This is a genomic window from Calothrix rhizosoleniae SC01 (genome assembly GCF_900185595.1).
GTDB lineage: Bacteria > Cyanobacteriota > Cyanobacteriia > Cyanobacteriales > Nostocaceae > Calothrix_A > Calothrix_A rhizosoleniae.
On the sequence record NZ_FYBH01000432.1, the window covers coordinates 1 to 1,994 of the forward strand.

The 1,994-nt window shown below is 43.3% G+C and carries 3 protein-coding genes; all 3 read left to right on the forward strand.

All coding sequences use genetic code 11. The features are described 5' to 3' along the window. Nucleotide 1 precedes the first annotated feature (1 nt). The 3 genes from CALSC_RS28250 (at nucleotide 2) to CALSC_RS25020 (ending at nucleotide 1,520) form a co-directional block, all read left to right on the forward strand. Nucleotides 2–133, forward strand: a complete 132-nt coding sequence (locus CALSC_RS28250) for an FG-GAP repeat protein (RefSeq protein ID WP_143288385.1) — start codon at nucleotides 2–4, stop codon at nucleotides 131–133. Continuing rightward, complete coding sequence (locus tag CALSC_RS25015) at nucleotides 94–357, forward strand: FG-GAP repeat protein (RefSeq protein WP_159460696.1); 264 nt, start codon at nucleotides 94–96, stop codon at nucleotides 355–357. Before CALSC_RS28250 ends, CALSC_RS25015 begins: the two co-directional genes overlap by 40 nt. 368 nt (nucleotides 358–725) lie before the next feature. Continuing rightward, nucleotides 726–1,520 carry a peptidylprolyl isomerase gene (locus CALSC_RS25020; RefSeq protein ID WP_088243902.1) on the forward strand — a complete coding sequence of 265 codons (795 nt, stop codon included), beginning with the start codon at nucleotides 726–728 and terminating at the stop codon, nucleotides 1,518–1,520. Nucleotides 1,521–1,994 lie beyond the last annotated feature (474 nt).

A 1,994-nucleotide genomic window follows, 5' to 3' on the forward strand; every position in this document is an offset into this window, starting at 1 on the left:
CATTGGCTCAGGTTCTTTATATACAGTCAATGCCTCCGGTTGGTATACCGATGAAGTTGGGGATTTCAACGGTGATGGCAGAACTGACATTTTGTGGGCAATTCTAATACTGGTGAGAACTACATGTGGATGATGAATGGTACTAGCATCATTGATTCAGGTTCTTTAAATACAGTCAATGCATCTGGCTGGTACACGAGTGGTACAGGTGATTTTAACGGTGATGGCAGAGATGACATTTTATGGCGCAATTCCAGCACTGGTGAGAACTACCTGTGGATGATGAATGGTGATACCATCATTGACTCAGGTTCTTTAAATACAGTCAATGCATCTGGCTGGTATATGGTCGGCTAGTACAGCAAAAGGGAATAGGCAACGAACCGGCAACAGGAGGATTTTTTGATTAGAAAACGAGTTGGTTGACTGTTTGTTCCCTGGGACAATCAGCAGTTGGTGTTGATGGTGGGTTTTATCCCCTCATCACATGCCTTGACCAAGCCCTTCGGGGTAGTTGTAGGGTGTGGGGAGTGTGGGATGTGTGGGGAGAATAAAGAAGTGATAAGCTTTTTGCCTTCTCTCTTCCCAGTCTTCCCCCTCTGACCACAGTCCCCCTTTCCCTCTTCTCCCCTATCCCCTACACCCCGTTCATTGTTTTAAGACTTACCTATTCTCTGTTGCCTTGAATCATATTACAGTTCCAGATGAAATGATAGTGACCATTCATGACTACAGCTATACGAGTTAACGACCAAATTATTACCACAGCAGAAGTTATTCCTCGGCTGACTGGGTATGGAATGCTACCACAGTTCTTAGGGGAAGTGATTATTGAACAGGCAATCTCCAGTATTGAATGTAGCTCTGAAGAGAATGATCGGGCTGATCAAGAGTTTTGCACTCGACTCCATCTGCTTACAGACATCGCTCATCAAGCTTGGCTACAACAGCATGGCATGACCCCAGAGCAATTTCATAACCTAGCTTTACGGAGAATAAAGCTGGAGAAATTCAAACAAGCAACTTGGAGTAATCAAGTAGAATCCTACTTCCAGAAGCACAAAGCACAACTAGATCGGGTTATATACTCTATAATCCGTACTCATGATCCAGATGTTGCCCGAGAACTGTATTTCCGCCTTCAGGAGGGTGAGCAGAGTTTTGCAGAGTTAGCACGAGAATACTCCCAAGGACCAGAGGCTCAAATTGGTGGTTTAGTTGGTCCTGTGGAACTCGGTGTACCTCATCCTGTTTTAGCTGGCATACTCTCCAGTATTCAAGTAGGACAAGTGAGTCTCCCCACCCACTTGCAAGAATGGGTTGTGATTGTGCGATTAGACAAGTTTATTCACGCTCAACTAGATGAATTAATGCATCACCGACTAGTTAATGAGCTATTCTCTAAGTGGTTACAAGAGAAAATCCAGGAATTGACTGCGGTTTATCTCAGGGATACATCTGAGATATCTACCGATTCTGACCATTTCCCATCCCTAGCAGCTCAACATAACCTAGTGTAAAACTGAGTTAGATACATTTTCTCGTATGTTTTTCATTACTATATTCCTTCTGGGTAATGAATATAACTAACTCTTTAACTGCTGCAAGTATAATAATAGTATCAGAAACTACCTAGGGTCTGCTGAATAACTGAAAAATATTGATTTATCAATGCTTTGAGGCTATTTTATTGGGGAAGGGCGTGCAAGGAAATTAGGATTTTAGGTTTAAAGTCCTTGCATCTGTTATTTTTGATGGCAAAAAGAATAGAAATAAAGAGGCTGGAACTACTCCCTAATCCCTACTCCAGGATGGTTTGTTCGCGTTAGCGTTAGCGAAGCGTCTCCTGAAGGGAGATAGCGTGTCCGGTAGGACATAGCCCCCGGATTTATCCGTGGAAAGTTAAGAAAATTTGGGTGGAGAGGCGCAAGCCCGACAGACAAAACGTCAACATTAAATCCCCTACTTTTAAGTATGGGACATCCCTACTCCCC